Origin of the sequence: Hoeflea marina (genome assembly GCF_003182275.1) — a bacterium.
GTDB lineage: Bacteria > Pseudomonadota > Alphaproteobacteria > Rhizobiales > Rhizobiaceae > Hoeflea > Hoeflea marina.
Genome location: NZ_QGTR01000006.1, coordinates 206,365 through 228,372, shown reverse-complemented (window position 1 = coordinate 228,372; position 22,008 = coordinate 206,365). Strand labels below are relative to the sequence as shown.

Genomic DNA, 22,008 nt, shown 5'->3' with positions numbered 1-22,008 from the left:
ATGCTCTTTCTGACCATTGAAAATGGGGTTCGCTGTATCCGCGCGCACCCTGGGTGGATCCTTCCCGAAACCGGAGGGCTTCTCACGGCTGAGCAACTCCTCGCACGCGACGACTACGACGGCCTGCCGATCATAGACGAGCCACCGGCCTACGATCCCGCCACGCAGATCATCAGCCTCGACCCGATCGAGGACTGGATCCTCAGTGAGACCACCGCGACAAAGACCTACACGGTTTCCGCCAAGCCGCCGCCGAGCGGCGATGATGTCAACCGCGAACGCGAGCGCCGAATCCTGACAGGCACCGCCGTCACCATAGACGGTTACGGTGACGTGCCGCTTCAGGGACGCGAAGAAGACCGATCCAACCTGTCCGATCTCGCCTTCGCAGCCTCGCTCCGGATCGGCGCCGGCGACGTCACCACGACAAGCGTGTTCCGAGACCGTGACAACGTCGATCATGATCTTACGCCACCTCAATTCATCGAGATGTGGTCGCAGGCGAGCGCCTATGTGTCGGCGATCTATGCGGCGTCCTGGGCGATCAAGGCGATGGCGCCGATCCCACTTAATTTCTCCGACGATGCGAACTGGCCTTGATGGGCAATTTCCGTCAGGCAATGTATCAATTTGGGAATGGGCGCTGTACATGCTGAATAAGATTGCGGTGCATTCTTCCTACCTGCCTGCTGCATTCGGGGGCGGTGTAGATCAGCGAATCTGAGGGGAACTAATGTTTAGAATTTCCGCGAAAATCGCAGTTGTTGCGACAGCGATTGCAGCAGGCATCGGATATTTTACCTTCTGGTGGGTACTACTACCGGCGTTTCTTGCAGGCGCATTCACCCTCGTAAATGGTCCTGCATACGAAATCATTATGGATGCAAATCGACAAGGGCGCTTAGATGTCTTCCCATGGATGCTGACGGTGTCAATCCTACCGTGGATCCTCGTTGGTGGAATTTTCTTTTGGATTTCTGCGGCACTGGCCTAGACTGAGGGTCAATTCAGCATCCCATCTGGTTGCGTCACACGCCTTTTGAGGTAGATTTAGACCGCGTTCAAGGCCTCCCAAACACCCCGCTGACATCTGTCAGTGGGGTGTTTTCGATTTCCGCCACTAGCCTCCGGTCAGTTCAATTGACCCTAGCTTGAGGCCTTGCCATGTCCGCAACCACCCCCAATGTCGGCGTCCGCGTCTTCTCCGATCTCTCGCCCACGATTGCCGCCATCGACGCGCGGGTGAGCTACATCGGCGTGGCGCTGCCGTGCCCCGACGGCGACGTCTCGATCGAGAAACACCGGCCCATCGCAATCAACACCTCCGACAGCGAACTCATAACGAAACTCGGCGCGGGTGCCGCGCGCGATACCATCACGCAGATCGCCTCCGAGGGCATTTCCACCGACATCATCTTCGTGCGCACGGATGACGACGAGGACATCGAAACCCAGATCGGGATGATCGCCGGTTCAGCAGTCGACAAGACCGGAGCCTGGGCGCTGCTCGAAGCCAAGAGCGAGATCGGGCTCGAGCCGGGATTGATCATCGCGCCGGGCTTCACCTCGCAGCGCCTGGGCGATGCCGCCAACCCGGTCGCCACCGCCTTCGATGCCATCTGCGACCTGATCATCGACTGCATGGGCATCACCGATACGGTGGAGACCGATCGGGCAACAGCAGCGCTGAACGCGAACGATTTCGCCACCTCGCTCAACATGATCGCCATGTACCCCTCGGCGCTGGTGACGATCGACGGCCAGAACGTCACCCGGCCGCTTTCCCCGCATATGGCAGCCGCCATGATTCGTCGTGACGCGGAAGTGGGCAATCCCTACAAGGCCGCCTGGAACCGCCCGCTCAAGGGCATCCGTGGCGTCTCGCAGCGCGTCTCCTACCAGGACGGCCGCACCGATCACGACGCCAACTTCCTCGTCCAGAACGGCGTCGGCACCGTCATCGAAAACAAGCTCCTCTGGGCACCCTATTCGACCGCCACCGACCCGACGACGCGCGCCTACCGGTCGATCAAGCGCATCCGCACCCGCCGCTCGATCGAGAAGGCCTTGCTGCGCGCGCTCAGGACCTTCAATGCCGCCGATCTTGGCCCGCACACGGTCACCCTGATCTATCAGTCGGTGGCCGAGGCCTGCATGGAGCGCGTCAATCTCGGTGCCCTGATCGACTACGAGCTGGTCTGGGACCGCAAGCTCAACCCCAACACCGTGCTGCGTGACGGCGGGCTCCGCGTCAAACTCCGCTTCGAGGAAACGCCGGATCTCACCGACCTGCAGATCTACACCGAGCCGCAGCCGGAAGCCTTCGACATCCTGGCCGGCCGCATCGCCCACGCGCTCAATGCGCTCGGCAATCCCAACATCCGCGTGATCGCCTGAGGAGACTGACATGGACCGCATCATTCATGGCGCAAACTGGTATGTCGACACGCTCAATCAGCGCCTGCGGCTGGCCGACATCACCCTGCCGGCGCTCAACCGCGCCAAGGAAACCCTGCAGCTCGGCGGCGGCTTTTTCAATCTCGCCATCCCCTACGAGATCGAGGAGCTCGAAGCGCCGTTTTCGCTCAACGGCGCCCATGAGGACATTCGCGGCCTCTTCGGCCGGGAGCCCGGGGACTGGACCACGTTCTACTACTACGAGCGCCTGCGCGACATCGTCAAAGGCGAGAACAAGGGCCGCGTCGTCATCCTCAAAGGCCTGGTCAACGAGGTCACCCAGGCCAAGGTCACGGGCAAGAAGGGTGACGCCACCGGCTACAAGGTGGGCTCGATCATCGAGTACCGCGACATCGTTGACGGCAAGGAAATCCACCGCTTCGACGTGTTCAACAATCACCTCGTCATTGATGGCGTGAACTACTCCAACAGCCACAACGAGATCATCGCCGCCTGAGGCGGGTCATCATCAGGAGCCGGCCCAAATGACAAAACCCTCTGACACCCATGTCGCGATCTCCGACATCCCGCTGCCCCCCGAGGACCAGTGGGAGGGCCTGGAGAACCAGCCCGATTCGAAGAGTGCTCCGAGCCAGTCCAGGACCGAGGTGAAGCGGGCACCGGTCGAGCCGGCAAAGCTCGATTTCATCGGCACCGGTCATTTCCTGACCATCCCCTTAAAGCATCCGTTCCACCATCCGGAGACCGGCAAGCCGGTGACTGAGATCACGATCCGCCGTCTTCTGACCAGCGAGATGGAAGACGCCATCGCCGGCGCGCTCGACGGCGAGTTTTCCAACTTCATTCTCTATGCCCGCATGACCGGTCTCTCGGTGCCAATTCTGCGCGGCCTGATCGACGAGGACGGGGCGCGTGTCACCGATGCGGCATACGATTTTTTGCCCCCCGTCTTCCGGGCGGAGAGCGGGTCGTAGCCGATCCGCGGCACTGGCGGAAAGTCGCCGGCCGGGTCGCCTCGATGTTCTCGACGCCACTCGACCAGGTCTTCGCGATGGAGTGGGACAAGCTGCTGATGTGGTTTGTCGAGGCCAATGAAGTGCATGCGGAGACGTGGGGACAGATGGGCGGCCGATCGGGCTCGGCGAACGGGATATAGACCCAAGGCCTTCGACATGATGGTCAAGGGCGACAAGCTCGGCGCGTTCTCGGCCGAGGACATGGCGCGCAACTTTCCTCAGATCGCAGCGGTCACCAAATCGACAGGCCGCGAGGGTCTGGATGCTGTCGCCGAGATGGTTGCGCAGGCGCAGATCATCCGGCGCGGCTTCGGCTCCTCTTCTGAGGCGGCGACCGCGCAGCGCGAGATCCTCAACAAGCTGTTCTCGCCCGAGGTGATCAAGAACTTTGCCGAGAGCGGCATGAACATGGAGAGCCTGAACAAGAAGGCCACGGCGGAAAACCGGCCGCTGGTCGATGTCGTCATCGAGGCGATCGAGAAGAATGGGCTTGGTGACAAGTTCGACCTGGCCGGCCTCGTCCAGGACACCAATGCACGCGCGGCCCTGGAAGCGCTCAAGATGAATGGCGATCTCTACAAGGAGATGCTCGGGCAGATCTCGGGTGCGAACGGCGTGGTCGACAAGGACTTGCAGACGGTCCAGGAGCTGCCGATCGAAAAGGAACGCCGGCGCGAAGCGGCCCGCAACGAGGGCTGGCGCAAGCTCGGCGAGGTCTGGGGCGGCGTTTCGGCACCCTTTGCAGACTTCTTCTCCCGGATGCTCAGTGACGAGTTCGACAAACTCCGGACCAATGAGGACCGCGACGCCCAGATCAGTACCTACCAGAAGCGGATAGAGGAAGCCCGCGCCACCAAGAGCCAGATCGAAGCCAATCCCTCGAACTATCCCGGCGCCGACTTCCAGATCGCCGATCTGAAGGCAGAGATATCGCGCCTGGAGACAGCAATTTCGGCGCTCAAGTCCCAATCGGGCGCGGCTCTTGGCCAGAGCCTTGGCCCTGCCGCTGAGAAGAGCATGCAGGACTACAAGGAGAAGATCTCGATCGAGGGTGACGCCGCGATCGGGATCGCCAAGGAGAAGGCGGCGCAGCTCAAGGCGGCGTTCAGTTTCACGGCCACCCCGACGATCTCTCCCCGCTTCGGCGGCTCGTCCGGAAGCCCTGCCGCGGCACAGCCTGCCGGGCTGTCTTTGACGCAGCACATCTCGGGCACGGGCAACCCGGAACGCGTGGCGGCCGCTGCCTCCCGCCGGCAGGATCGTGCAATCAGAACGGCGCGCGCCGGCGCGCTCCATGACATGGGGAGCTTGGCATGAGGTCGCTTGCGGCAATCGGTGCGGCGCAGCTCAAGGTCATCGGCCTCAATCCGCAAGGATTCGGCCGCGCCTCGGAGAGCCGTGTTCCAGGCAAGCCCACCTTCCGGGGCATGGACTATCAGCTCACCGGCATGGGCGAGAAGGTGACGACGATCGAGGCGGTCACCCATCCCCATGTTATCGGCGGCATGGATGCGGTCGGCTGGATCATCCGCCTTCACGAATCCCAGGTGCCGGCGCCCTTCATCAGGCTCGGCCCCAACTATCTCGGCGAGATGATGGGCCTGGTCGTCATCCGCAATCTGTCGATCGACGAGGATCGCCTCCATCCCTTCACCGGCATCGGCCGGCGCGTCGATCTCTCGGCCGAGCTCATTCATGTCGGAGGGCTTTGACATGGCGATCGAGCAGACAGTGGCCACGCTTGCGCCTGGAGAGCGGATCGATCGGCTGGCCAGGCGCATCTACGGAGATGAAACGACGGGCGGCGTCGAGGCACTGCTCGCTGCCAATCCCGGGCTTGCGGACTATGGTGGCGAACTGCCCGGCGGGCTGGCTCTGAGCGTGCCGAACATCACGGCCGAATCCATTCGCGAGACCATCCGGCCGTGGGAGTAATGGCGTGACTTTGCGAAAACCGATCATCCGCATCATCGGCCCCTCAGGTCGCAACATCGTGCCGGTCCTCGGCCCGGCATTCCTGGGCGCGACGGTGACCGATCAGGAAGGCTATGAGAGCGATGCGCTGACCATCCGGACGACCGCGCGGCCGCCATTCCTGACGCTGCCTGCAAAGGGTGCCCGCTACACCGTGATCGCCGGATGGAGCGCCCTGGATCTCACCACGCTCGGCATCTTCGAATATCAGAGCGCGTCGGTGCGTGGCTCTCCGGACGACGGCGACGAGATCGAATTGACCTGTCGTGCGGCCGACTTCCTCGACAAGGACAAGAAGGCCGGGCGCGGCCATTATGACGAGACCACCGGCCATGGCACGGCCGGCAAGATCATCGACGCGCTTGCCAGTGAAATGGGCGTCTCGGCCGTCGTCGCCTCCGCGCTACGCGACATCAAGATCCCCTACCGGCTGCGCTGGAACCAGTCAGCCATCGACTTCCTCAGCGATCTCGCAGACGACATCGGCGCCACCGTCAAACCCCAGGCCGGGAAGCTCGTGGTGCGCGAGCGCGGCGCGGCCGCTTCCGCCTCCGGCCAGGCGCTCCCGGCGATCTCGGTCGATCGCATGCAGGCCTACAGCTACGAGTTCCAGATCGAGCCTCGCTCTGGCTTCAGAACGGTCGAGACGCCCTATTTCGATCCCGCGAAAGGCCTGGTGAAAACCGTCGAGGCCGCGACCGGCAAGGCCGCGTCGCTCTTTAACGCCATGCACCCCTTCGCCAGCGAGGATGAAGCCAGGCGCGGCGGAAAGGCCATGGCCCAGCAGCTCTCCCGCAACACCGGCTCAGGCATGATCGAGATCGCCGGCAACGCTGCCGCCACGGGCGGAGCGCCGGTCAATGTTTCCGGATTCGGAGCCGACGTCGACGCGATCGAATGGGAGGCCGAAAGCGTGGAGCACGAGTTCACGCCGGATCCCGGCTGGATCACCACCATCAACCTGACTGCGAAGGAGAAGGCCTGACGACAGTCGGGGGAGCTTGCTCCCGCATATTCGCCTGCTCGAATTTTTCCGGGCGGCCGGAGCGCGCAAACGCTCCAAGCGACGGGCCAGGATTGGCGTCAGGACCCGTCAGACGCACCCAAAGATAACGTCTCACCCGGCTCGCTTTCGCGAGCAGCCAAACGGTGTCTGATTCTCTGAAAGTGCGATAGCAATGAACGACTTTTCCCCGGTCAATCCGGTTTCCCCGCCAGCCGCCTACATTGGCGGCAAGCGCGTGCTCGCCAAGGCGATCATCGAGCGCATCAATGCCACGCCGCACACCGGCTATGCCGAGCCGTTCGTCGGCATGGGCGGCGTATTCCTGAGGCGCACCCAGAAGCCGAAGACGGAGGTGATCAACGACAGGAACGGCGACGTCGCCAATCTCTTCCGGATCCTGCAGCGGCACTATCCGCAGTTCATGGAGACGCTCAAATTCCAGATCACGTCCCGGCGCGAGTTTCAGCGCCTGGCGAGCAGCGATCCCGGCACCCTCACCGATCTCGAACGCGCCGCCCGGTTCCTCTATCTCCAGCGTCTGAGCTTCGGCGGTAAGGTCACGGGCCAGAACTTCGGTATCAACAGGAATGGCGGCGGCCACTTCAACGTCACCCGCCTGGGGCCGCTGCTCGAAGACATTCACGAGCGCATGGCCGGCGTCGTCATCGAGCAGCTCGACTGGCGTGACTTCCTCCGGCGCTGGGACCGGCCGGGCATGCTGTTCTATCTCGACCCGCCCTACTTCGGGAACGAGGACGATTATGGCGTCGGGCAGTTTTCGAGGGAGGATTTCAGCGACATGGCGACCGCTTTGAGAGCCATTCAAGGCCGCTTCAAATTGTCTTTGAACGACCGTCCAGAGGTGCGGGAAATATTCAAAGGCTTCGAGATCGATCGGATCGACTGCACCTACTCGATCGCCGGTGGCGTTGGGCAGAAGGTGAAAGAGGTGATCATTTCGGGGTGATCAAGAAAAGCGTCTTTGATCGTGACAATTACGACCCATAGCCGACCTTACCCACTATTCTTGATGCTGCGGTGCATCACCGCTATTGCGCACGTTCACATCCAACGTCGAAACGGGAAACCACTATGAAAGCAAGAATTTTCGGATCCATCGGAGGTATGCTTCTCGGGGCGCTGGTTGGGAGCGGCACAGGTATCGTTGGGGGTGTCTTCGGTGCGGTCGCCGGCGCTTCAATTTTCATGGCTATCGGTGCCATATGGGGCCTTAGTGCTGGTCCCGACATTTCCCGATTCATCCAAAAATGGCGATCAAAATAGTGTCGGCGTATTGCCGCCGTTAAGCCATGCTCAGTGTAATGGATGCTTTGCTCGCACAACGGCCGTTGAGGTTTGGTGCGATCGAACCTTGAAAGCAGCGGTAAGCCGCGACCCAATCCATGCGACATGGGTTGATAAGCGAATGGTCAGGTTTTGTGTGGCAAGTACGGGAAGCTGCCAATCAGTTTGTAAGCAGCTTCGACGGCTGCGTGCCTCCGTGTCGGTCGTCGAGACCTGCCGGCATTCTGGGCAAGATGACAATTGTCTATTTTCGCATATGTTGTGGCGATCAGATTTCACAATCGAGACGGTTCATGCAGAATAAAGATCCACTGGCATTCCTAAGTTATGTCCGAGATGATGATGCGCACGATCGTGGCCGGATATCTGATCTCAGAACGCGCCTTGAAGGCGAAGTCCGCATACAAACAGGTTTTCCCTTTCCGATCTTCCAGGACCGCAATGACATAGATTGGGGTGAGCGATGGAGGGAGCGGATCAAGGAGGCAATAGACAGCATCTCATTCCTCATCCCGATCATCACACCTAGTTATTTTCGTAGCCATATGTGCCGGGAAGAGTTCGAGGCGTTTATCCTTCGAGAGCGTGCGCTTGGCCTTCCTCGCTTGATTCTGCCGATCTACTACGTCACGGCCGACGAAATTGACGACTCAGCGAAGCACCCGGACGATATGGCAGCGACCCTCCGGGAACGAAATTGGTCGGACTGGCGTGAACTGAGATTTACCGAGCTCGACGATTCGATCATCCGCAAACAGATCGCGACACTTGCGACGACGATTAAGGAAACTATGGTCAATCTGCGCGCGCAGCTTGAGGCTGCAACTCAAAGCAAGCTGAATCTAACCCAGAGTTTGCGTCCACCGCCACCTCCGGCCGAGGTGACCGCTCCGGCAACTGTTATTGCTGCGAATCCGCTTGCGATCCCCGTAGCACGGGACGAAAAAGCTTCGGCCAGCACATTAAAACGTGCGCAGGAGCAGCCTTACTACGCATACACGACGAAGTTTGACGAGGTGATCAGCCCGCGCCAGCTGATGTCATCTGACGAAAGTCTTGCGCTACACCAAGCTCTCCTTAAAACCATTCGTGAGCAATCCCTGCAATTTGAAGACGCGATTGAAAATGGAGCTGCCCATATCGCTGGCGTCGCAAACGACCAAGACATTTCGCTGTCCATACTGATTGACAATTCGGGAAGCATGCGCGGAGACAAGATCCGAAACGTTGCCACTTGGACATCGATCGCGTCCTCGATCATGTCGGGCGCTGGTCTCAGCAACGAGATCTTAGGGTTCACCACCAAGGCTTGGAAGGGTGGTCAGTCGAGGGAAATGTGGCTCTCTGACAATAAAGCCGGATCTCCTGGACGTTTGAACGACCTCCGACACATTGTCTACAAGAGCTTCGACGAAACGTTTCAGGAAGCAGATATTAATTTCTCGCTCATGATCAGGGACGGTCTCCTGAAGGAAAACATCGACGGCGAGGCCCTCTTATGGGCTTATACCCGTTTGCAGCGCCGTCATGCCGCACGCAAAATTCTCGTCGTGTTGAGCGACGGAGCTCCTGTCGACGATTCAACCCTATCAGTTAACGCAGGTTCGTTCCTGCACGATCACCTCCAATCAAGCGCTGGCTGGATAAGGTCTCTGGATGACGTCGAACTTTATGGTGTGGGTATCGGATACAATGTCGACGCTTACTACGGGCAGAGTAGCCCGACCCTTGATGACGAACAGATTGGTCCAGACCTCCTGAATTTGCTGTCTCTGATTCTGCGGCATGACACCCAACGAATTGGGGCATTCCAGAAGGCAGTTGAACGGCCAGCAAAGCTACCAGAATCCTCTCCATTTCGTGCTCGGAAGCGTCGTCCCCGGATCAAGCCAGGGCCCAAAGATAGCATTCCTCAATAGCCTTTTTCGAAGCGCGCTAAAATACGCGTGTGGCAAAACCCGGTGACAAAAAATGCAAAACCGCGCGACAAGCTACACTCGCGACAAGCGCCGCAAGATCTGGTGGGCCCGGAGGGACTCGAACCCCCAACCAAGCGGTTATGAGCCGCCGGCTCTACCATTGAGCTACAGGCCCGGCCACCGGAGGACACGGGTCGCGGCAGGACTGCCGGGTCGTGCCGGGCGATGCGGCTGGCATCGGCTCGGGGACGTCCGGCATGTAGACCATAAAGCGGGGCTTCACAAGCCGTCGCCGCAATCCGCCCACAATCCCCGGTCATCACGGCGGATGTCGGGACATGACCAAACGGAGCCATTTCATGAGTGCATTTGACCTTTCGGCCCGCGGGCTTCTGCTCGCCGGATCCCTCTTCGCCTTCGCCGCCGTGCCGGCCCTTGCCGAGCCGCCGGCGCCGCCGATGATCTCCGTCTCCGCTGAAGGCAGCGCAGCAATGGCGCCCGACATGGCGGTGACGACGCTCACCGTGCTCAACGAGGCCGAGACGGCGCGCGCGGCGCTTGACGCCAACAACGCCACCATGGACAAGCTGATGGCGGCGCTGAAGGCCGAATCCATCGCCGAGCGCGACCTGCAGACCGCCGGCTTCTCAATCCAGCCGCGCTGGCTCTATCCCGAGCCCAAGGACGGCCAGCAGGTTCCGCCCTCGATCATCGGCTACCAGGTGCAGAACACGCTGTCGGTGCGCATCCGCGACCTCGACCGGCTCGGCGCCATCCTCGACGCCTCGGTGACGCTGGGCGTCAACCAGGGCGGCGACGTCCGCTTCACCAACGACAATCCCGACACCGCCATCGAGGAGGCCCGCCGCGACGCGGTCAGCCGCGCCATGGCCAAGGCGCAGCAGCTGGCCGATGCCGCGGGCGTCAAGCTCGGCCGCATCACCCAGATCTCCGAGCAGTCCTCGAGCCAGCCGCCAATGCCGATGATGGAGGCGCAGTTCGCCAAGTCGGCCATGCGCTCGGACTCCTCCGTGCCGATGGCCGCGGGCGAGAACGAATACCGCGTCAGCGTCAGCATCAATTTCGAGATCGCCCCCTGAGCCGGGACGGCCGGAGCCGCTCCGCGCCGGAAGAGACAGAGACGACAAACCCCGGCCACCTTGCGGTGCCGGGGTTTTTCGTGCGTGGAGCCTGTCGGCGAAGCGGATTCCGCTTCATGCGGGCAGGTGTCAGCGGTAGCCGATCACCGGGCAGCCGCGGGCATTGGCGAAGATCACGTTGACGCGGTGGCCGCGATGGACGCCGCGGACCTTGACGATGCGGCGGTCGGCGTCGGTGACGCGGGCGCGGTGCACGCCCATGTGGCGGGCCTTGTTGAGCGCGCGCTGCGGCGCACAGATGCCGTCGCGCCGCGGGCCGTGGCGGCGCCAGTCATCGCGGCGGCCGTGGTCGCGGCGCCAGCCGTCATTGCGGCCGTGGTCGCGCACCAGCTGCACGCTGGCGCCGGAGCCGTCGATGGAAATGCCGATGCTGGCGGCGGAGGCGGCGGGCGCGGACACGCTCAGGCCGGCGGTTGCGAGCGAGAGTGCGACCAATGCGGTCTTGATGAAGCTGTTCATGACTGATCTCCTTGGTTGGCGCCTTGCGCCGTTCGGTACCCCGTCTCGACCGGGTCACCCGATCGATTGAGCTGACCCTAGCCGGCCGCGCCTGAACCCAATCCGAAACCCGCGTTCATTTGCCGTTCAGCTTGCGCCGCGCCGGAGGATTGGGGGAATGCGCGGCTCCAGTTGGTGTGACGGGTGGAGCGGGCACTGCCCCTTCCCTCACCCTGAGGTGCGACCGCAGCGCAGCGCAGGGAGCCTCGAAGGGCGAGGGAAGGCCGGTGAAGCGGATGAGAGGTGGGGACAGTTTACTTTTGGACCTGTGCCCGTGACCTGGTCCGCTGCCAAGAGTAAACTGTCCCCGACATCCCGCATCCGGCGATGATTGCATGAGGTACGCCGCCCGGAAAGCTGTGGGGCTTTGGGGACTGGTTGAGGTTGCGCATCCGTCGATTCTCGGGCCTGACGGCGCCCTCTCCGCCGTCATGCCGGCCCCCAAGCCGGCATCCAGCGGCTCGCGTCGGCGAGCCGGGAGACACCTTCGGACCGTCCGCAAGAAGGGAGTCTTCTCACCGCGCGGACGCGCGGTGGCTGGACCCCGGCTCGGGGGCCGGGGTGACGGTGTGGAGGGTGCGCTGCCCCTTCCCTCACCCTGAGATGCGACCGCAGCGCAGCGCAGGGAGCCTCGAAGGGCGACGGAAGGCCCGTAGGCGGATGAGGGGTGGGGACAGTTTACTTTTGGGACTGTGCCCGTGGCCTGATCCGCTGCCAAGAGTAAACTGTCCCCGACATCCCGCATCCGGCGATGATTGCATGAGGTACGCCGCCCGGAAAGTCGTGGGGCTTTGGGGACTGGTTGAGGTTGCGCATCCGTCGATTCTCGGGCCTGACGGCGCCCTCTCCGCCGTCATGCCGGCCCCCGAGCCGGCATCCAGCGGCTCGCGTCGGCGAGCCGGGAGACTCCTTCGAACCGTCCGCAAGAAGGGAGTCGTCTCACCGCGCGGAAGCGCGGTGGCTGGACCCCGGCTCGGGGGCCGGGGTGACGGGTGGAGGGTGCGGGGTGCGGCAGCTTGAGCGGCTCGTGGGCGGCCACCCTGCCCGCACGCGGTGGAAGTCACCCGGTTTGCAATGTCTAGCGGTAATCGGCGACCGGGCAGGACCAGACATTGCCGAAGGTGATCTCGACCAGGCGGCCGCGGCGGAAGCCGTCGACGGTCAGGGTGCGGCGGCTGGCGTCGGCGACGCGCGCCCGGCGCAGGCCCATCGACCGGGCCTTGTCGATGGCGCGGGCAGGATCGCAGAAGCCCTGCGCCAGATGCTGGCCGTGGTGACGGGCGCCGTCGCGGCCCCAGCCGCCGCGGTCGTCGCGGTCGCGGCGGCGCTCGCCGTCGCGATCCCGATCATGGCCCCAATCGGAGCCGCGGTCGTGGCCGCGGATGATGACGGAGGATTCACCGCCGCCGAAGCGGTATTCGAGGCCGGCGGCGGAGGCGGCCGGTGTGGCGGCCGACAGACCGGCGGCGGCAAGCGACAGGGCGAGAATGGCTGATTTGAGGAAGCGACTCATGACAAGGGTCCTGTAAAGGCGCGGAGCGCCGCGGGTGCATGCCTCGACCGGGGATCCGATCGATGCAATTGATCCTATGGCACCCGGGCTGAACACAGCCAGAAGGCCCCGTTCATGCGCCGTTCAGCTTCGCGGCCGGGCGGACGCGGCCTGCCAGGCTCAGCCGAGCGTCCGGCTCCACAGCTGCATCGGCTTGACGCTGTCGCCGGCCTCGCCGCGGTCGCGCCAGGAGAACTGCGCCACCAGGCCCGGAAGCGGGCTGTAGCCGAGCCGGCGCCAGAACGGCTCCAGCGAGGACTGGCCTTCGGGGCGGGCGGGATGATCGTCGGGGCGGATGACCGAGCAGAAGGCGGCGCGGCGAAAACCCTGCGCGCGCGCCGCCGCCTCGCGCAGCCGGAAGAACTCGCGGCCGGCGCCATGGCCGCGCCAGGGCGCCAGCAGCACGGATTCCGCGTGGTAGAAGAAATCGGCGGGATCGAGCCCGGCGGCGGCGAAGGGGGCGGCGAACTCGTCGGCATGATCGGCGAGCGGCGCCCCGGTGGCGGCGCCGACAATGCGCCCGTCGGGATCGCGGGCGATCACCACCACGGCCCCGGTCGAGGCGGCGAAACGCGCAAGATAGCGCGCCTCGTAGTCCGGGTCGCCGTCGTAGAGATAGGGCCAGTCGGCAAACACCGCGATGCGCAGCCGCGCCAGCTCGTCGACGAGGTGGCCGACATCGTCGCCGGCCGTCACCTGATAGCTCAGCGGCGTGGCCAGTGGGGTCATGCCGGGCGGCCCGGCGCTCACCCGGCCTGAACCTGGGCGATCCAGGCCGGCAGGTTGTAGGTGGTCGACACCCGGGTGACGGCCCCGTCCTCGACCTCGAAGAAGATCCCGGCGGTGAGCGAATAGGACTGGCCGGTGGCCTCCGGCAGGCCCTCGTCGGTCTTGAGATAGCGGCCGCGCACGGTGAACTCGGCCGCCGCGTGGTGGCCGCTGTCATCGACCATCACCACGATGTCGCCGAGCGTCTCCTCGTAATGCTCGGCCATGCGGGCATTGAACCAGCGGAAGGCGTCGCGGCCGATCTCGCGGCCGCCCTGGTTGATGTCGTGGACGACATCCTCCGACAGGCAGGCGAGCATGGCGTCGAAATCGCGCGCGTTGAAGGCGTCGAGATAGCGGCGGATCAGGGCGGCGGTGGATTGTGCGGTCATATCGGCTCCTTGGTTGCAGAGATGGGTGCCATGGCCGGGCGGGTCCTGACAAGGGGGAAGCGCAATCGCCGCGCCGAGCAGGGTCAGAAGTCGGGGAATCCCCTCGCCTTCCACTGGGCGCGCGGAATGGCCGCGCCCACCGTGAGGGCGAAGCCCTCGACCTGCATCGCCGCGTCATCGACCGTGCAGCGGAACTGCAGCGCGTACCAGCTTCCTTCGGCGCGGAAGGCGGCGTCGCGGACCTCAAGCACATTGCCGCTTGCCAGCCGGTAGGCGGGCAGCAGCTCCGGGCGGCGGCCGGCATGGCGCAACTGCTCGCGCAGTTCGGTGGTGCAGAGCTCGCTGGCCCTGACCTCGCGCGGCAGCGTGCCCGCCGCCGTCATCGCCAGCGCGTCGCCGGAGATGCGTGTGGAAAACAGTCGCTTCGCTGCGGCCAGCGGCTCGGCCTGCGCATCCGGCAGCGTCGATGCGGCGGCATTGGGCGCGGGTTCGGGAGGCGCGGTCTCCGTTGCGGGGGGCGGCTCGGCGGGCGCCGGCTGCAGCCGGGTGCTCTCGGCCGCCTCGACCAGGCTCTGGGGTGAGCCGGCAAGGGCGGCCTCGGGCAGCGAGATCTCCGGCAGGGCGAGCGTCGGGGCCGGCTCCGTTCCTGCCTCCGGCGTGTCGGCTTCGGCCCCGGCCGGCTCGGCCGCGGGATCGGGCATTGCGGCGGCGGTATCGGCCGGCGGCTCGCCCGGCGCATCCGGCGCTTCGTCGGCCGGGTCCTCGGCGGCATTGCCATCCGGGGAGAGCCGCGGGCCGCTGTCCTCCTCGCCGAAGCGGACCACCGGCCGCAGCACCGGGATCGGCGCCGCCTCGGCGTCGGACGGGCCGGCGCCGCCGGGCTCCTCGGGCTCGAGGACCTCCGGTTCCGCCGCTTCCGGCTCGGCGGGCGGTTCGGGGGCTTCGGGCGCGGGGGCTTCGGGCTCAGGGACTTCGGGCTCAGGGACTTCGGTCTCAGGGGACTCCGGCTCGACGGGGGGCGCGGCTGCGGGTTGCGGCTCGGGTGCCGGCGCAGGCTCGGGTTCGGCCGGCTCCGCTGCCGTCGCGCCCGGCTCCGGCCCGGGCTCTGCCACGGCCAATTCCGGCGGCGCGGCCGGGGGCTCCGCGGTCGGTTCCGGGTCCGGCTCGGCGGCCGGGTCCGGCGGTTGCGGCGCCTCCGCCTGCGGAACCGGCGGCGGCGGCTCGACCAGCGTCACCTCGACGGCCGGCGGCTCGGCCGCGGACTCAGGCTGCGTCGGATCCATGGTGACAAGCAGCACCAGCACCGCCGCGCCGTGCAGCGCCGCGGAAATCAGCAGCCCCCGCCCCGGCAGACCCTGGGTGATCCTCGTCCACGCTGTCATGCGGCGATCCATACCGCCAATTGGGCCGAAAACAAGACCGGTCCGGCAGCCGGCCGCTCGCGGTTCGAGACCCGGCGGCCTTTCGCAGATCGACCCACGGTCCGGCTCGCGCCACGGGTCGCCGTCGAGAATACCCCCACCCTCAATCCCTCCCCTCAAGGGGGAGGGAGGTTTGTTCGGCAAGCGTGGCGGTATCCGTGACAAGATGAAACGGCAGTACCTCCGAGGCGCTGCAATGGTCTATTCCCCCTCCCCCTTGAGGGGAGGGGTTAGGGGTGGGGGTATCGGTGGTTGCGGCGACGGCAAAGCGGCCGGACCCGTCTCAGGCAGCGCGCCCTCCCGAAATGGGTGCAGCGGTGGCCGGGGTCACGCCGACAGCTGACGCCCGGCAGCCCCGCCTCACGGGCGCTGCGAGAGTCAAATAGTGTGGAGGGGCCACCCGTGTCCGGACGGGCAGTGGGCCTTGTCCCCGCCCCCTTCAGGGCAGGGGTGGGGCATCAGCGGTTGCGGTGGATGGAGGCGAACCGGCTCAGGCGGCGCGGCGGCCGTCCCGGGCCGGGGACTGGCCGGGCTGCGCCAGCCGGAAGCTGCCGAGCAGCGCGGCCAGGCTGTCGCTTTCGCCGGCGAGGCTGTGGGTTGCCGCGGTGGCTTCCTCGACCATGGCGGCGTTCTGCTGGGTCACCTGGTCGAGCTGGTTGACCGCCGAGGTGATCTCGTCGAGCCCGCTCGACTGTTCGCGCGCCGCCGTGGCGATCTCGCCGATATGGCCGGAAATGTCGATCACCCGGCCGGAGATCTTGGACAGCGCGCTGCCGGTGGCGGTGACAAGATCGACGCCGCTCCTGACCTCCGCGGCCGACCGCTCGATCAGCGTCTTGATCTCCTTGGCCGCGCCGGCCGAGCGCTGCGCCAGTTCGCGCACTTCCTGGGCGACAACGGCAAAGCCCCTGCCCGCCTCGCCGGCGCGCGCAGCCTCGACGCCGGCGTTGAGCGCCAGCAGATTGGTCTGGAAGGCGATCTCGTCGATGACGCCGATGATCTTGGCGATCTCGCCGGACGCCGCCTCGATCCGCCCCATGGCGGAGACGGCATCGGCGACGATCGCGTTGGAGGAGGCGCCGTCGGCCTCCGCCTCGTCGGCCATGCGGCTGGCTTCCTGGGCGCGCTGCGAGGACGACCGCACCGTGGCCGTGATCTGGTCGAGCGCCGCCGAGGTCTCCTCGAGCGACACCGCCTGCTGTTCGGTGCGGTGCGAGAGATCGGAGACCGAGGCGCGCATCTCGCCGGCATTGGCGTTGATGGCGCCGCTGGAATGCGCCACCTGGCTGAGCGTGTCGGAGAGGCGGCGGATGGAGGTGTTGAAGTCGAGCCTGAGCCGCTCCAGCCCGGCGGTGAACGGCTGATCGATATGGACCCGCAGATCGCCCTGGGAAAGCTCCGTGAGCGCGCCGGCCAGCGCCTCGACGGCCCTCTGAAACTCGGCGTCCTCGTCAGCCTTGGCAGCTTCGCGTTCGGCGCGCTCGCGCTCGCCCGTCGAGCGGCCGGCCTCGGCCTCGGCTTCGATGCGGGCCTTGTCGACGGCGGCCTCGCGGAAGGAGACCAGCGCGCGCGCCATCAGGCCGATTTCGTCGGAGCCCTCGGCCCCCTTGATCTCGCGGCGCAACTCCCCGCCGGCCACCGCCTGCATGTCGGCGCGCAGCCGCGCCAGCGCGCCGATGATGCCGCGGCCGATCAGCGCCGTCAGCACGCAGACCAGCACGAGGAACACGAGCGCCGACGAGGACTGCAGGATCTTGGACTCCTCCGCCGCCGCGTGGGCGGCCGCCAGTTCGGCGTGCATCCGCGCCGTGCCGCGCTCGGCCAGAACGGTGAAGGCCTGCTGTGCCCGCTCGCCGCCGCCGTCGATGGCGTCATCGAGGGCGGCGAAGGCGCCGGCGTCGGCGCGGCTGGCGATCAGGCCGGGCAGGTCGACCTCGACCGCCCTGGCGAGTTCGGCTACGTCGGCGACCAGCGTCGCGGTCAGGTCCGCCTCGCCGAGCAGGACGGCGACGCGGGCGGCGGTCTCGATGCCGTCACGGATGATCCGAAGCGAGCTGGCGATGATCTCGGTGCGCTCGGGCTGCATGGCGCCCTCCTCGCGGTCGATGATGGAATCCATGGCCGCGAGGATGAGCTTGATGTTGGCAAAGCGCATGGTGCTGATCACCTCGACGTCACCGCTCAGGGCATCGGCGGCGTCGAGCGAGGCGAGGCTGCGGCTGCCCGTGACCCAACCGATGCCGACGAGGCTGACGAAGCCGACCGCGGTGGCCACCCCGATGGCGATGAGCTTGCTGCGAATGGAAAGGGTTTTCATGGACGATCCCTGGGTTTGAAGCGGGCTGGCGGCAGCCGGGCGGATGGGCCTGGGCGGCACCGCCGGGGCTCCGCTTCGGATGGACACGGGCGAACAGGTGCAAACGGGCGGTTCGCCGGCATCCGTCATGGCTGCCATCGTCTTGCCCCTCCAATCTGCCCAAGCAGGGTTAACGAAACCTGCCGCGCGCCACCCGAGATATCGCCGGTCCGAAAGCGCAGCCCACGCCGGGAAGAAGGCGGGCGGCCGGACGAGACCCGGCCGCGACCGAGCCGGCACCGGAAACCGGTTGCGCCGGAAGAGCCGGCGCGGCATCAATGCGGCAACGCCGCGCCATCCCAGGACATCAACCATGCATCCCAATCCGATCTACCGCACCGCGCCGCGCCGGGCGCATGTCGATTTCGCCCGGGCCCGCGGCTTCGGCAGCCTGGCGGTCAACGGGCCGGACGGCCCGCTGATGAGCCACATCCCGTTCCGACTGTCGGAAGACGGCACCCGGCTCGAGGCGCATCTCGTGCGCTCCAATCCGATCTTCCGCCTGCTGGCAGATCCCCAGCCGGCGGTGATCGCGGTCACCGGCGCCGACGCCTATGTCTCGCCCGACTGGTACGGCCTGGAAAACCAGGTGCCGACCTGGAACTATGTCGCCGTCCACCTGCGCGGCCGGCTTGAGGTGCTGGAACAGGGCGACCTGCACGGCATTCTCGAACGGCTTTCCGCCCAGATGGAAAGCCGCATCGCGGGCAAGACGCCATGGAAGATCGACAAGATGGATCCCGACATCTACGCCCGCATGCAGCGCCAGATCGTGCCCGTGGCCATGCAGGTGGAGACCATCGACGGCACCTGGAAGCTCAACCAGAACAAGACCGCGGCAGCCCGCCTCGGCGCCGCGGACGGGGTCGAGGCGGCCGGCATCGGCAGCGAGACCGCCGAAATGGCGCGGTTGATGCGGCAAGTTGAAGGGGAGTGACGGCGGGCCCTGCCCGGCAACCATGGTCCACCTGTCTTCACCGGCCGCCGCGGCCAGGCCCTTAACCGCGCATCCGACCGATCAGCCCGGATCGGCCTCTCAGGCCGATTTCGCCGCATGCAGCATCAGCGCCAGCTTCAGCGCCGCGACGATGAAGGGGCTCGCATGCATCAGCAGATCGAGGATATCGATCGGCTTGCCGAGCGTGCCGGAGGCCAGCATCTTCAGCTTCTCCCAGATATGCGGCTCCGGAAAGAACGGCGCCAGCCCCAGCGTCAGGCAGGCGATGATCACGATGGGCCAGGGAAACTGGTTGAGAAAATGGGTCAGCTGTTCCATCGGGATCCGCCTCCGGCATGATGCGACCACAGGCAGGGGCCGGCGGCGTTGACGCGCATATCATGTCGACGCAGCGGAATGTCCAGCGCCACACATTCAAATGGGCGAATATGGCGCGCGCACGGGGGGGACCTGCATATGCGAACGGAGAATACGGACGAAGTTCGCGGCAATAGCCCCTGGTCAGTCGTCGGATTCATACCTTTCGGCCATCTCCACCTCGCCAACGATTCTCAACGCCCATTCCACATACGCTTTCATTTCTGGCGAGTGGTTGAAGAAAGCAATGAGCTGGGGAGCATTTTCCCTCAGGAACGGGAGCGCCGCCCGCAGAAAATTCATGTTGGGATCGCCAGCCATCACGGAAACGCCGGCCAGCGCGCCGACTATTGCCGCAACCGTGGGCTCTTTACCAATGGTCAAATGAATGACTGCCCTGATGCTATTTCGAATAATCAAATAGCCCGAATAACCGGCACGATTTGCCATCCACCCGACATCATGAAGATAATCTCTGACCGGCGCATGCAAATCTCGAGTCGCATCATCGACCAAAGCTGCGTTTTCTGTGAGTTCCTCAAGGAGCTCATTTCCAGGCTGCTCGATTTCGGCAAGCCTGTTTCGATCAAGCGCGAATTCATCCGCTCGGCTAACAAGATCGCGTCCTTCTTCAAAGCCAAGAATGAACGCGCCATGCTGCCTCACGACGCTCTGCAGGAGACCATCCAGTTGCGGTTCCAACGGTTCGGATAATGTCCGGGCAATATTCTGATCGCGAAAGGCCTGGGCATAGCCGGCCAACGAACTGCCGACGGACCACAACCCTGTCACATCCATCTCTTCGATACTTGCCGAAAGCAATTCACCATATTCCGCAATGGCACCAGCCAGATGGGGGTGGCTGTTGCCAATCGGTTTGGCGAGTTCATTCAACACACCAATGTCCCGTTTCAGGCGTGCGATGAGCCTTTCCTGCGCCGTCGTTTCATCGTCAGGCGGCGGGGAAGCAAGGGCTGCTAACCTACCATCAACGACACCGTATTTAGGCCCGGGACCGGATTCCGGCGTCGGCGGCTGATTGACTGAGGGAGCAACCCAACTTTTGTTAGCATATAGCCCTCGATCAACCCGCCGGATGCCCCCGATTTTAGCCAATCGACTTAGTTCGCCACGCATCGTTTTATCGATGACCGGATAATTGGCATCTCGGAACGCTGATCGGATTTGATCTATCGTAACAGGCTCGTACGCTGCCTCTATATAATTGACTATGAAGTCAGCGATAGTTGGCTGGTGGGCGTCAGATATGAGACTTGCATCATGGAGTATTTGATACAGGTCGCCCTCTTTGATCGACCAGTGGGTACGATGGAGTTCAAAGTTCGTATCGATCCCAAGTTCGACCTTGACCCTCTCCAGTTTCTCGGTGTCTATCCAACCGGCTTCCTCGTCAAACGCTACTGTGAAATCCAATGTATTTCCATTTTTCGTGATGGCTGAAATGTGACCAATTCTGGATTGCGCCGAAGCCACTTGTTCATATGTAAATAGAGTTGGGATGTTTAATAGATTCGCCTGAACTCGATCATCCAGAGGAGAAAATTCTTCTGTGTAAAATGCATTCGTATGCTCAAGGAATCGTCGGGCATCAAAAGAAAATATTGTACCACGTCCCCAATATCCATCTTTTGCTGTTCTGATGATGCTAAACCGCGAATGATCCCAATTATCAACGGGTTGTTCTGGCATTTCCCTCGCGACGATCTCTGCGATAGCGTCCAGGACAATCTGCGGCTCACGGTCCCAAAATTCATCCGGCTGCGTAGCGATTACAATATCCGCCCTCTCTCCGAACCGGCTGCTTGGCTTGGCGGTCTTGTCATTCGGCAAAACAGCAACGTACCAATCGGTTATCAACTCCCATGGGCTATTGCGCACCCAGTCAAGATTGGCAAAGCGGTCGAACGCTAATCGCGTAAATTCTGGAGAATTTGTCTTATATCGTTCGCTTTCCGGAATCGGTTCGATCCACAAAGGCATGGAAACCAGACGGGGAACCGGAGATTCTGAAACGTTTCCAGCTTGTAGGAACTGCACATCGGCATTGACAGCACTCCAAACAAAATATCGATCCCCAAGGGCCGCTTGAGACGCGGCGGCGGCGGCATTAGAAGCCGCTGAAGCAGTGGTGGCTCTGGATTCGTAGGAAGCCGCACTGCACGCGTAGAAAGCCGCGGCTTCAGATGAGGTCGCAGAAACTGCTTTAGAAAGTGCGGGGAACGTTTGCGACGTTGTCTTTTTGGAAGCGGCCTTTGTGAAAGCATTGGCGGCGTTAGTAACAGACGCGGCGGCGGCGGCGGCGGCCTTTAGATCATATTTCGGATACATACGGCAGACCCATGATATGAAGGTCGCACGCCATACATTCAGAATCAATTCCTGTTTAAGATCAAGGAAGTCTGGGCCGCTAGGATGGTCTACCAATGAAAACACCAAAGGGAAAACCCTCAACGCGCATCGCGCCGCAATCGCCTGCGCCCAGGTCGCCGGCTCATCCTTCAACCAGACTTTAAGCGTGTCGCCATCTTCAAAATTGAGCCTGTCCGCCAAAATGCAGCCTCCCCTTCACGGCGAGACTACACGCCAAAGCTGCGGCCCGCGCAACAGGAATGTACGGTTTAACTCTGGCAAAGGCTCTCCTCCGTCATGCCGGGCTTAACCCGGCATCCAGCGGGGAGCGTCTGCGAGCCAGAAGAGTCTTTCACGACGCGGACGCGTCGTGGCTGGATTCCGGAGGCGACGACATCTCTTCGCTTGTCTCGGTCGGGGCCGGAATGACGGGGGTTGGTGTCCACGGCCAAGCAGACAAACCGCAACAAAAGACCCGGCGCGATGGCAGGGCTCTTAACTCCGGATCGTTCCCCCTCACTTGCGAAAACTAAGGACT

At 63.8% G+C, this 22,008-nt stretch carries 22 protein-coding genes and 1 tRNA gene; 14 read left to right on the top strand and 9 right to left on the bottom strand.

All coding sequences use genetic code 11. The features are described 5' to 3' along the window. The 12 genes from DFR52_RS21080 (at nt 1) to DFR52_RS21030 (ending at nt 9,638) form a co-directional block, all read left to right on the top strand. Nucleotides 1–600, top strand: a complete 600-nt coding sequence (locus DFR52_RS21080; protein ID WP_110033992.1) for a DUF4376 domain-containing protein — start codon at nt 1–3, stop codon at nt 598–600. A 133-nt stretch (nt 601–733) separates the two neighbouring features. Beyond that, the gene (locus DFR52_RS24335; RefSeq protein WP_146215644.1) at nt 734–994 is read left to right on the top strand and encodes a hypothetical protein; all 261 of its coding nucleotides are present in this window, start codon (nt 734–736) and stop codon (nt 992–994) included. Nucleotides 995–1,164: 170 nt separating this feature from the next. Further along, entirely contained in the window at nt 1,165–2,397 is a 1,233-nt protein-coding gene (locus tag DFR52_RS21075; RefSeq protein ID WP_110033991.1) for a phage tail sheath protein, read from the top strand. A 10-nt stretch (nt 2,398–2,407) separates the two neighbouring features. Continuing rightward, nucleotides 2,408–2,914, top strand: coding sequence for a phage major tail tube protein (locus DFR52_RS21070; RefSeq protein WP_110033990.1), 507 nt, complete (start codon nt 2,408–2,410; stop codon nt 2,912–2,914). 28 nt (nt 2,915–2,942) lie between these two features. Beyond that, complete coding sequence (locus DFR52_RS21065) at nt 2,943–3,392, top strand: phage tail assembly protein (protein ID WP_110033989.1); 450 nt, start codon at nt 2,943–2,945, stop codon at nt 3,390–3,392. Between the two features lie 44 nt (nt 3,393–3,436). Further along, the gene (locus DFR52_RS24635; protein ID WP_170132327.1) at nt 3,437–3,574 is read left to right on the top strand and encodes a hypothetical protein; all 138 of its coding nucleotides are present in this window, start codon (nt 3,437–3,439) and stop codon (nt 3,572–3,574) included. Between the two features lie 16 nt (nt 3,575–3,590). Continuing rightward, nucleotides 3,591–4,751: a phage tail tape measure protein gene (locus DFR52_RS21060; RefSeq protein ID WP_158285012.1), complete on the top strand. Its 1,161-nt coding sequence runs from the start codon at nt 3,591–3,593 to the stop codon at nt 4,749–4,751. After that, complete coding sequence (locus DFR52_RS21055) at nt 4,748–5,146, top strand: phage tail protein (RefSeq protein ID WP_110033987.1); 399 nt, start codon at nt 4,748–4,750, stop codon at nt 5,144–5,146. The genes DFR52_RS21060 and DFR52_RS21055 overlap by 4 nt, the downstream gene beginning before the upstream one ends. Further along, nucleotides 5,130–5,369, top strand: coding sequence for a tail protein X (locus DFR52_RS21050; RefSeq protein WP_245415427.1), 240 nt, complete (start codon nt 5,130–5,132; stop codon nt 5,367–5,369). The genes DFR52_RS21055 and DFR52_RS21050 overlap by 17 nt, the downstream gene beginning before the upstream one ends. A 4-nt stretch (nt 5,370–5,373) precedes the next feature. After that, nucleotides 5,374–6,393, top strand: coding sequence for a phage late control D family protein (locus tag DFR52_RS21045; RefSeq protein WP_146215643.1), 1,020 nt, complete (start codon nt 5,374–5,376; stop codon nt 6,391–6,393). 193 nt (nt 6,394–6,586) lie between these two features. Further along, complete coding sequence (locus tag DFR52_RS21040) at nt 6,587–7,381, top strand: DNA adenine methylase (RefSeq protein WP_110033984.1); 795 nt, start codon at nt 6,587–6,589, stop codon at nt 7,379–7,381. A gap of 631 nt (nt 7,382–8,012) precedes the next feature. Further along, a complete protein-coding gene (locus DFR52_RS21030) occupies nt 8,013–9,638 on the top strand; it encodes a cobaltochelatase CobT-related protein (RefSeq protein WP_158285011.1) in 1,626 nt (541 codons plus the stop codon). 100 nt (nt 9,639–9,738) lie between these two features. On the opposite strand, the gene DFR52_RS21025 is transcribed toward DFR52_RS21030, so the two are convergent. Further along, nucleotides 9,739–9,813, bottom strand: a tRNA-Ile gene (locus DFR52_RS21025). A gap of 184 nt (nt 9,814–9,997) precedes the next feature. Between DFR52_RS21025 and DFR52_RS21020 the strand changes: the two genes are divergently transcribed. Next, complete coding sequence (locus tag DFR52_RS21020; RefSeq protein ID WP_110034132.1) at nt 9,998–10,738, top strand: SIMPL domain-containing protein; 741 nt, start codon at nt 9,998–10,000, stop codon at nt 10,736–10,738. A gap of 129 nt (nt 10,739–10,867) precedes the next feature. Here DFR52_RS21020 and DFR52_RS21015 read toward each other — a convergent pair whose 3' ends face one another. The 6 genes from DFR52_RS21015 to DFR52_RS20990 form a co-directional block, all read right to left on the bottom strand. Beyond that, entirely contained in the window at nt 10,868–11,257 is a 390-nt protein-coding gene (locus tag DFR52_RS21015) for a hypothetical protein (RefSeq protein ID WP_110033981.1), read from the bottom strand. 1,117 nt (nt 11,258–12,374) lie between these two features. Then, complete coding sequence (locus DFR52_RS21010) at nt 12,375–12,809, bottom strand: hypothetical protein (RefSeq protein WP_110033980.1); 435 nt, start codon at nt 12,807–12,809, stop codon at nt 12,375–12,377. A 159-nt stretch (nt 12,810–12,968) separates the two neighbouring features. Continuing rightward, nucleotides 12,969–13,577, bottom strand: coding sequence for a GNAT family N-acetyltransferase (locus tag DFR52_RS21005; protein WP_210205881.1), 609 nt, complete (start codon nt 13,575–13,577; stop codon nt 12,969–12,971). 17 nt (nt 13,578–13,594) lie between these two features. Next, on the bottom strand, nt 13,595–14,008 hold the full coding sequence (locus DFR52_RS21000; RefSeq protein WP_110033979.1) for a ketosteroid isomerase-related protein: 414 nt from the start codon (nt 14,006–14,008) through the stop codon (nt 13,595–13,597). A gap of 83 nt (nt 14,009–14,091) precedes the next feature. Beyond that, nucleotides 14,092–15,390 carry a DUF930 domain-containing protein gene (locus DFR52_RS20995; RefSeq protein ID WP_110033978.1) on the bottom strand — a complete coding sequence of 433 codons (1,299 nt, stop codon included), beginning with the start codon at nt 15,388–15,390 and terminating at the stop codon, nt 14,092–14,094. A gap of 529 nt (nt 15,391–15,919) precedes the next feature. Continuing rightward, nucleotides 15,920–17,746, bottom strand: a complete 1,827-nt coding sequence (locus DFR52_RS20990) for a methyl-accepting chemotaxis protein (RefSeq protein WP_110033977.1) — start codon at nt 17,744–17,746, stop codon at nt 15,920–15,922. A 352-nt stretch (nt 17,747–18,098) separates the two neighbouring features. Between DFR52_RS20990 and DFR52_RS20985 the strand changes: the two genes are divergently transcribed. Next, nucleotides 18,099–18,722, top strand: a complete 624-nt coding sequence (locus DFR52_RS20985; RefSeq protein WP_110034128.1) for an FMN-binding negative transcriptional regulator — start codon at nt 18,099–18,101, stop codon at nt 18,720–18,722. A 99-nt stretch (nt 18,723–18,821) separates the two neighbouring features. Here DFR52_RS20985 and DFR52_RS20980 read toward each other — a convergent pair whose 3' ends face one another. Both DFR52_RS20980 and DFR52_RS24330 read right to left on the bottom strand, forming a co-directional pair. After that, entirely contained in the window at nt 18,822–19,061 is a 240-nt protein-coding gene (locus DFR52_RS20980; RefSeq protein WP_110033976.1) for an RND transporter, read from the bottom strand. Between the two features lie 183 nt (nt 19,062–19,244). Beyond that, entirely contained in the window at nt 19,245–21,671 is a 2,427-nt protein-coding gene (locus tag DFR52_RS24330; protein WP_146215642.1) for a hypothetical protein, read from the bottom strand. Between the last annotated feature and the right edge of the window lie 337 nt (nt 21,672–22,008).

Excerpts from the sequence above, each read along its gene's own strand:
- DFR52_RS21080 (WP_110033992.1), top strand. The coding sequence starts at position 1 with ATGCTCTTTCTGACCATTGAAAATGGGGTTCGCTGTATCCGCGCGCAC.
- DFR52_RS24335 (WP_146215644.1), top strand. The coding sequence starts at position 734 with ATGTTTAGAATTTCCGCGAAAATCGCAGTTGTTGCGACAGCGATTGCA.
- DFR52_RS21075 (WP_110033991.1), top strand. The coding sequence starts at position 1,165 with ATGTCCGCAACCACCCCCAATGTCGGCGTCCGCGTCTTCTCCGATCTC.
- DFR52_RS21070 (WP_110033990.1), top strand. The coding sequence starts at position 2,408 with ATGGACCGCATCATTCATGGCGCAAACTGGTATGTCGACACGCTCAAT.
- DFR52_RS21065 (WP_110033989.1), top strand. The coding sequence starts at position 2,943 with ATGACAAAACCCTCTGACACCCATGTCGCGATCTCCGACATCCCGCTG.
- DFR52_RS24635 (WP_170132327.1), top strand. The coding sequence starts at position 3,437 with ATGTTCTCGACGCCACTCGACCAGGTCTTCGCGATGGAGTGGGACAAG.
- DFR52_RS21060 (WP_158285012.1), top strand. The coding sequence starts at position 3,591 with ATGATGGTCAAGGGCGACAAGCTCGGCGCGTTCTCGGCCGAGGACATG.
- DFR52_RS21055 (WP_110033987.1), top strand. The coding sequence starts at position 4,748 with ATGAGGTCGCTTGCGGCAATCGGTGCGGCGCAGCTCAAGGTCATCGGC.
- DFR52_RS21050 (WP_245415427.1), top strand. The coding sequence starts at position 5,130 with ATGTCGGAGGGCTTTGACATGGCGATCGAGCAGACAGTGGCCACGCTT.
- DFR52_RS21040 (WP_110033984.1), top strand. The coding sequence starts at position 6,587 with ATGAACGACTTTTCCCCGGTCAATCCGGTTTCCCCGCCAGCCGCCTAC.
- DFR52_RS21030 (WP_158285011.1), top strand. The coding sequence starts at position 8,013 with ATGCAGAATAAAGATCCACTGGCATTCCTAAGTTATGTCCGAGATGAT.
- DFR52_RS21020 (WP_110034132.1), top strand. The coding sequence starts at position 9,998 with ATGAGTGCATTTGACCTTTCGGCCCGCGGGCTTCTGCTCGCCGGATCC.
- DFR52_RS21015 (WP_110033981.1), bottom strand. The coding sequence starts at position 11,257 with ATGAACAGCTTCATCAAGACCGCATTGGTCGCACTCTCGCTCGCAACC.
- DFR52_RS21010 (WP_110033980.1), bottom strand. The coding sequence starts at position 12,809 with ATGAGTCGCTTCCTCAAATCAGCCATTCTCGCCCTGTCGCTTGCCGCC.
- DFR52_RS21005 (WP_210205881.1), bottom strand. The coding sequence starts at position 13,577 with ATGACCCCACTGGCCACGCCGCTGAGCTATCAGGTGACGGCCGGCGAC.
- DFR52_RS21000 (WP_110033979.1), bottom strand. The coding sequence starts at position 14,008 with ATGACCGCACAATCCACCGCCGCCCTGATCCGCCGCTATCTCGACGCC.
- DFR52_RS20995 (WP_110033978.1), bottom strand. The coding sequence starts at position 15,390 with ATGACAGCGTGGACGAGGATCACCCAGGGTCTGCCGGGGCGGGGGCTG.
- DFR52_RS20990 (WP_110033977.1), bottom strand. The coding sequence starts at position 17,746 with ATGAAAACCCTTTCCATTCGCAGCAAGCTCATCGCCATCGGGGTGGCC.
- DFR52_RS20985 (WP_110034128.1), top strand. The coding sequence starts at position 18,099 with ATGCATCCCAATCCGATCTACCGCACCGCGCCGCGCCGGGCGCATGTC.
- DFR52_RS20980 (WP_110033976.1), bottom strand. The coding sequence starts at position 19,061 with ATGGAACAGCTGACCCATTTTCTCAACCAGTTTCCCTGGCCCATCGTG.